Below are 1,985 nucleotides of genomic sequence, written 5' to 3' on the forward strand. Positions count from 1 at the left end.
TGTCGGCTTCGGTTGGTACCCCCCGCGGGGGCCGCGCATCGCCGGTAGCCAGGTGGAGTTGCGCATACATGCCGGGCCGTAATCGCCCCTTGGGGTTCGGCAATTCCACCCGCAGCCGCAGCGTGCGGCTGTTGGCATTGGCCTCGGGCAGCAGTGCGGCGACCTTGCCAGCAAAAACCTCGCCCGGGAAAGCGGCGAAGCGGGCTTCGGCCGCCAAGCCAATCAACAGCAGACCGGCCTGGGCTTCCGGCACGGCTGCTTCCAGCCAGACCGTGCTCACGCCGTTGATTCTGGCCAGCGTCTGACCGGCCGCCAGCGTCATGCCGACCCGCACGTCCAGCGCTTGAATTGCGCCACCGATGGGGGCGGTGATGGTGGTGACAGCATGCACTTGGCCGCTCTTTTCGATCTGGGTAATCAGCCCCTCTGGCATGCCAGTCAAACGCAGACGCTCGCGGGCCGCATCGCGCAACCCTGCATCACCTTGGCGCAACAGGGCCAGGAACTCGGTCTGCGCTGCCGCCCATTCGGGCACCAGCACATCGGCCAACGGCGCACCGGCTGCGATCACATCGCCCGGCGCGCGGCCGTAGACGCGTTCAACGAAACCGCCCGCGCGGGCCTGCACCACGGCCACGTCGCGCTCGTTGTAGGCGACGGTAGCCGCTACGTCGAGCGCCTGCCCCAAGGCGAGCTGCTCGACCTTGGCTAGGCGGAGGCCGAGGTTTTGGCGGACGCCGGCATCAACCTTAATGCCGGCCCTGTCGCCACCACCTTGGTCGGCGTACTTGGGCACCAGCTGCATGTCCATGAAGGGCGATTTGCCGGGCTGGTCGAAATGCTGAGCCGGCACCATCGGATCGTACCAATAGAGGGGTTTGCGCTCGGCGTTTGCCACGGGTGTGGCGGGTGCCATCGCTTGCGGTTTGGCATTGTGTCGGGCCCAGCCATAGCCACCCAGGCCACTGGCAACGGCCAAAGTCACAGTGGCAAGGCCGAATTGCAGGGTTTGCTTGTTCATTGCTGGTCCTCCCCAAAGGCAAAGTGCAGCCGGGCCGCCAGTTGGGCACGCTGGCTTTCCAGATCGATCTGTCTGAGCCGGGTTTCAGTTAACTCGCGGCGGGCGACGATCACCTCGGTCAAGGCCACCTTGCTGGTGCGGTAGCCGTCCATCTGCAGCTCGGCCTTCTGCTGGGCCAGCGGGATAATTTCCTTGGCCTGGCGATCCGCTGCGCGGTCAAGCCGGGCGTACTCAGCCAAGTCGGCTTCGAGTGTTTGCCGATGCTCGCGCAGCATGGCCTCGCGTTCGGCGTCGATGCGCGCCAGTTCTGCCTGCTTGGCGGCGATCTGCGGGCTTTGCCGGGTGGATTGGAAGATGGGCAGGTCGAAGCTGAACTGCACCGACACCATGTCGCCATACTGCGGAGCGCGGTGCTGGTAGGCGAATTCCACGCCCCAATCGGGACGGCGGCCGGCTTCGGCTTCCTTGACCTCGGCGCGGGCCATGGCGGCCATCGGGCTGAACACCGCCAGTTCGGGATGCAGGTCGAGACGGTGTTGCAGATGCGTGCCGTCGATGGGGTAGGACGGTGGCTCGCCCAGTAGTGGCTCGTCGCCAGCTGCACCCAGCCAGCGCCGCAGGGCGGACTTGCTTATCGCCAGATCACGGGCCAATTCGTCACGGCGCTCGGCCAACATCACAGCCTCCTGGCGCGGTGCAATGGCATCGGCCGCCGTGCCTCTGCCACCAGCGACTTGGGCACGCACCGCTTCTGCCAGCAAGCGGTTCTGCTGGTCGAGTTCGTCGAATAGAGCCTGCTTGCGTTCAAGGTGGTAGCGGTTCAGCCAGGCCAGCGCGGTCTCGCGCCGGATGGTGAGTTGCACCAGCTTGCGCTCTGCTTCAACACGTGCGATGGCGGCATCGGCCACCTCTTCGCGTGCCTGGCGCTTGGCGGCATTCGGCACCTCCTGCATCACGCCGATTT

Annotated in this window: 2 protein-coding genes; both read right to left on the reverse strand. The window is 65.9% G+C overall.

Annotated features, from left to right (window positions below):
* On the reverse strand, positions 1-898 hold an 898-nt coding region (locus ACE3OH_RS21945), incomplete at its 3' end, for an efflux RND transporter periplasmic adaptor subunit (RefSeq protein WP_374358338.1).
* A gap of 119 nt (positions 899-1,017) precedes the next feature.
* Positions 1,018-1,985, reverse strand: a 968-nt coding sequence (locus ACE3OH_RS21950) for a TolC family protein (protein ID WP_374358341.1), incomplete at its 5' end; no start/stop codon positions are given.

The organism is Chitinimonas sp. (assembly GCF_041904975.1).
Classification (GTDB): domain Bacteria; phylum Pseudomonadota; class Gammaproteobacteria; order Burkholderiales; family Chitinimonadaceae; genus Chitinimonas.